Below are 4,908 nucleotides of genomic sequence, written 5' to 3' on the forward strand. Positions count from 1 at the left end.
ACCGTGCTGGTCGCAGCCATCAACGAGTGGCTGTGACCAGCACTTTCAAAACGCACCCTAGCCCCCTGAACAGACAAAACCTGCCCCATCACACAAACTTGACCCGATCAGGACGGCTTCGCCCGTCCACGCCTCCTAGCGCAGATCGAAACGGCCGAGTTCCATGACTTTCACCCACGCGGCGACGAAGTCCTGGACGAACTTCCCGCCCGCGTCATCGCTCGCGTAGACCTCCGAGAGCGCCCTCAGTTCGGAGTTCGAACCGAAGAGGAGGTCGATCCGACTCGCGGTCCACTTCACCTTGCCGGTGCCCCGGTCGCGGCCCTCGTAGATCGCCGTCCAGATGTCCCCGTCCTGCCTCGGTGCCCACTCTGTCCCCATGTCCAGCAGGTTGACGAAGAAGTCGTTCGTCAACGACCCCGGCGCCGAGGTCAACACACCCACCGAGGAACGTCTGTGGTTGGCGCCGAGCACCCGCAGCCCGCCGATCAGCACGGTTATCTCAGGCGCGCTCAAGGTCAGCAGGTTTGCCCGGTCGACCAGCAGATGCTCCGGTGGCATCCAGAAGCCATTGCCCAGGTAGTTCCGGAAGCCGTCCGCTGTGGGCTTCAAGGCGTCGAACGACTCGATGTCGGTCCATTCCTGGGTCGCGTCGGTGCGCCCGGGCCGGAACGGAACGTCGACCTCGTGGCCACCGGCCGCGGCGGCGTGTTCCACCGCAGCACACCCGCCGAGCACGATTAAGTCGGCCATCGAGATCCGCTTGCCCCCCTGCTGGGAGGCGTTGAATCGCTCCTGGATCGCCTCCAGCGCGGACAGGACGACACCCAGCTGCTCGGGCTCGTTGACCGGCCAGCTGCACTGCGGTTCGAGCCGGATCCGCGCCCCGTTCGCCCCACCGCGCTTGTCGCTGTCGCGGTACGTCGAAGCCGACGCCCACGCCGTGGAGACGAGCTGCGCGACCGACAGGCCAGATCCGATGATCTCGTGCTTGAGGGCGGCGACGTCGTCGACGTCCACCAGTTCGTGGTCCAGCTTCGGCACCGGGTCTTGCCATATCAGCCGTTCAGCCGGGACGAGCGCCCCCAGGTAACGCTCGATCGGGCCCATATCGATGTGAGTCAGCTTGAACCAGGCCCGCGCGAACGCGTCCTCGAACTGATCCGGGTGCTCCAGGAACCGCCGCGAGATCGACTCGTAGACCGGGTCCTCCTGCAACGAGAGGTCCGTGGTGAGCATGACCGGGTGGTGTTTCGTGTCCGGGTCGTAAGAGTCCGGCACGGTGCCCTCGCCCTGGCCGTCGCTCGGGATCCACTGCCACAGGCCCGCCGGGCTGAGCTCGACGTCCCATTTGTACTCAAACAGCGTTTCGAAGAACGTGTGGTCCCACTGGACGGGCGTGCGCGTCCACATCCCTTCCAGCCCGCTGGTGACCGTGTCCGCCGCGATGCCGCTGCCGTACCCGCCGATCCAGCCCAGGCCCTGCGCGGTGAGCGGCGCTGCCTCGGGCTCGGGGCCGCCGGTCACGTTCGGGTCCGCCGGGCCGTGTGTCTTGCCGAAGGTGTGTCCGCCCGCGATGAGCGCCACCGTTTCCTCGTCGCCCAGCCCCATCCGCTTGAAGGTCTCCCGGATGTCGCGGGCCGCGAGCACCGGGTCGGGATTGGTGGCCGGGCCCTGCGGATCGACGTAGATCAGCCCCATCTCGGCGGCCGCCAGCGGCTCGTCGAGTTCGCGCAGACCGCTGTACCGTTCTTCGGCCAACCACTTGCGTTCCGGGCCCCAGTACGTCTCGTCGGGCTCCCATACCTCGACACGGCCGCCGCCGAACCCGAACGTCTTGAAGCCCATCGACTCCAGTGCGCGGTTGCCGGCGAAGACCATCAGGTCCGCCCAGGAGATCCTGCGCCCGTACTTCTTTTTCACCGGCCAGAGCAACCGACGCGCCTTGTCCAGGTTGCGGTTGTCCGGCCAGCTGTTCAACGGGGCGAAGCGTTGCATCCCGGCACCGGCACCGCCTCGGCCGTCGCTGACGCGGTAGGTACCCGCGGCATGCCAGGCCATGCGCAGCACAAGGGGACCGTAGTGACCGAAGTCGGCGGGCCACCAGTCCTGCGAGGTCGTCAGCACCTCGTCGATATCACGCGCCAGTACGTCGAGATCCAGGGTCTTGAATTGCTCGGCGTAGTCGAAGTCCGCGCCCAGCGGGTTGTCTGTGGGTTCGTGCCGACGTAATGCCTTCAAGTCGACCCGGTGTGGCCACCAATCGTTGGCATTGCCGCTCGCCGTCGGATGATTCCGCCGCCGAGCCGGCTTCGTCTCGCCCAGAACCTTGTCGTAGGTGCGGTAGACGTGGGTATCGGGATTCTCGGGCATTGGTGTCCTCCCAGGTGTTGCCGAGCCTGAGATATCGAGCGCCTGGCGCATTGCGCCGGGAGACCGGCACCCGCACGTTCTTCCGGTCGCCCGCGACCAATACGATTCGCCCTTGCCGATGTAGCTTGGTCTCTTCATCGGCCGATGAAGACCAGGCTCCGATATCAGCCGTACGAGAGCGGCTGGGTAACACTGAACGCCATCAAGACTGCCATGAGGGTGAAGCAGAATTCTACCAGCAGGTCAGTATTGATCTTCGGGATGAAGTCGACGAAATGAGCCACAGTGCGGCTGATCCGATGTCCGGCGACCGACATCACGAAGGTCGCGCAGCCGAACAGAACGGGCGCGAGCCAGGGTGTGTAACCGGCAAAGCCGAGGGCCGCGCCTGCGGCGACGTTGTCGATGCTCAACGGGATTGGCAACCCCCACCGTGCCCACTTCAGGTCTGGATCCGCGCGCTCGGGCGAGATCACCGCCCGGACGATGAGGAACAGGCCGTATACACCGAACCCGATCACGGCGATCGTGTCGGCGGGTGTTGTCGAGCCTGTCGCTGAGGACGTGCCCGGCGAGCTGCAGCATGTCGCTCCCTTCGTCGACCGGATCGACAGGGCTTTCGCCTTGGCCGGGTGCTGAAGCACCCGGCCGAGGCGAAAGCGAGGAACGGGTCGGCGCGAGGGCCCACCGTTCAGCCGCCGAAGACCAGCGGTAGCAGGATCGCTGCCCCGAGGAGTGAGATACCGCTGAACAAGTCGGAACGGATCCGCACAACTTTGGCAACCATCTGCCCCACGAACAGTCCAGCCAACGACATGACCACCGTCATGGCACCGAAAGTCAGCATCGGGACCACGAGAGAAAACCCGGCGATCCCCAGACCGGTGCCTGCGATGAAATTGTCGATGCTCAGTGTAAGCGGCATACCGAAGAGCGTCACCCACGGATGGTCCATCTCTTTCGGCTCCGGATTCCGGATAGCGCTGATAAGGAAGCACAGGCCGTACAACCCCAGTGCGGCCGCCCCGATGGATTCCGCCCACCTACCGAGAAATCCAGCCAGGTAGTGACCGAGCAATCCTCCCAAGAGCGGACCCACAGTGTCGAATACCCCGAAGATGAGGGATATTTGCGCGGCGCGACGCCAACCAAAAGGAATGGTTCCGATGGCGATCGACGAGCGAAAATTGTCAAGACTGAGACCGAACGCGAGCGCTATCAGCGGAAGAAATTCAAGAGCCATCTAAACCGCCTTAAAGGTTCAACGATAATCCAGGTTTTCCGGTAGCTAGAACTCGCTTATCGCTGGGGGGGATGCTCGCTATTCCAGCCGGAAACCTCGCCACGCGCGCATTGTGGCGGACCACCCTACCTGAGCCTTGCACTTCCGCGGAGCTGATCACGGATGCGGTTTTCGCCAGTGCGGCGTCGAAAACTCGATTGCGTGGTCGATCGAATTCTCGTCACGCCGCGATCGACAGCGGACACCACCCCGAGGCCGCACAACCGATGATTTTGCTGTTCAACGAAAAATTTCCATAATGCGAGGAGATATCAACCGGACTCGTCGGCACGTCGAAACCGACTTTCAGCGAATGACGCAAGGCCCCTGTGCGATCAATTTTCTGGGGCCTTGCGCCAACGCAGACGTAGTCTCGCCGCAGATTTCAGTCACCTGCCGCGACTACGAGAAATCGGGCAAAACGGCCCGTGAAGTCCGACTGTCAGCCCCGGTAAAAGTATCCGCTGGCCTCAGCGCAAACCTCGATCACCGTGTATTCCGGAGTTTCCCACGTCATGTTTTCATCCTCCTGCTGGCTGCACCCGAAGACTGGGCGAAAATCGGAAAAAGTGATCCGCGCAATTTCAAGGACCACATCACGAAATTTCGCGGTCGAGAAAGATTGTCTTCGATTTAACGGAGTTGTTACAACTTACGTTGGACTAGCGGGCGGTAACCGGTGCCGAACGGCACCCTGGAGCCTACGAGCGGGGACCGACGCAGGGCTCGAGCGTTCTCGGGTGACGAGACGTCACGGTTGTGATGGAGCAGGCGCGTTGTCGGTTTCACGGCGTTGGTGAAACGAGACGCGGCCTCGGATGATCAAGGTGTCTGAGAGGTCGTTTTCTCCCGATGTTTCATCCCGGAATGGGTGTTTAATCCCGGGGTGTCGGGTCGCGCCAGGAGATGGTGGCTTCGTTGGTCAGGCGGTGGGCCATCAGGTCGGTCATGGCGAGGTGGATCATGGCTTCGGAGCGGGCGGGGAGGGTTTCGTAGTCACGGGCCAGGCGGCGGTGGAACATCAGCCACCCGTAGGTCCGCTCCACGGTCCAGCGTTTGGGTAGCGGGGTGAATCCCCTGGTTCCGGGGGCGCGTTGGACGATTTCCATGTCGATGCCGAGGGTGGCGGCGTGCTCGACGAGGTGCTGGCGGTAGCCGCCGTCCACCCAGACCTTGCGGAGGGTGGGGTGGGCGCGGCCACCTGGTCGACCAGGTGGGTGCCGGCGACCGAATCCTGCACGCTCGCGGCTGTG

3 protein-coding genes and 1 pseudogene are annotated in these 4,908 nt (G+C 63.5%); all 4 read right to left on the bottom strand.

The genetic code is table 11. The features are described 5' to 3' along the window. Positions 1 to 135: 135 nt before the first annotated feature. A complete protein-coding gene (gene katG, locus IEZ19_RS49050; RefSeq protein ID WP_189317841.1) occupies positions 136 to 2,373 on the bottom strand; it encodes a catalase/peroxidase HPI in 2,238 nt (745 codons plus the stop codon). Between the two features lie 164 nt (positions 2,374 to 2,537). Further along, a complete protein-coding gene (locus tag IEZ19_RS49055) occupies positions 2,538 to 3,017 on the bottom strand; it encodes a manganese efflux pump (protein WP_189317842.1) in 480 nt (159 codons plus the stop codon). A 47-nt stretch (positions 3,018 to 3,064) separates the two neighbouring features. Continuing rightward, positions 3,065 to 3,616, bottom strand: coding sequence for a manganese efflux pump MntP (locus tag IEZ19_RS49060; protein WP_189317843.1), 552 nt, complete (start codon positions 3,614 to 3,616; stop codon positions 3,065 to 3,067). 914 nt (positions 3,617 to 4,530) lie between these two features. Beyond that, positions 4,531 to 4,908: pseudogene (locus IEZ19_RS53320) on the bottom strand (transposase); the annotation flags it as partial.

It is taken from the genome of Streptomyces brasiliensis (genome assembly GCF_014647875.1).
Classification (GTDB): Bacteria; Actinomycetota; Actinomycetes; order Streptomycetales; family Streptomycetaceae; genus Streptomyces; species Streptomyces brasiliensis.

Bases quoted from the DNA above. Each gene is read 5' to 3' on its own strand.
- katG (WP_189317841.1), bottom strand. From the start codon at position 2,373: ATGCCCGAGAATCCCGATACCCACGTCTACCGCACCTACGACAAGGTT.
- IEZ19_RS49060 (WP_189317843.1), bottom strand. From the start codon at position 3,616: ATGGCTCTTGAATTTCTTCCGCTGATAGCGCTCGCGTTCGGTCTCAGT.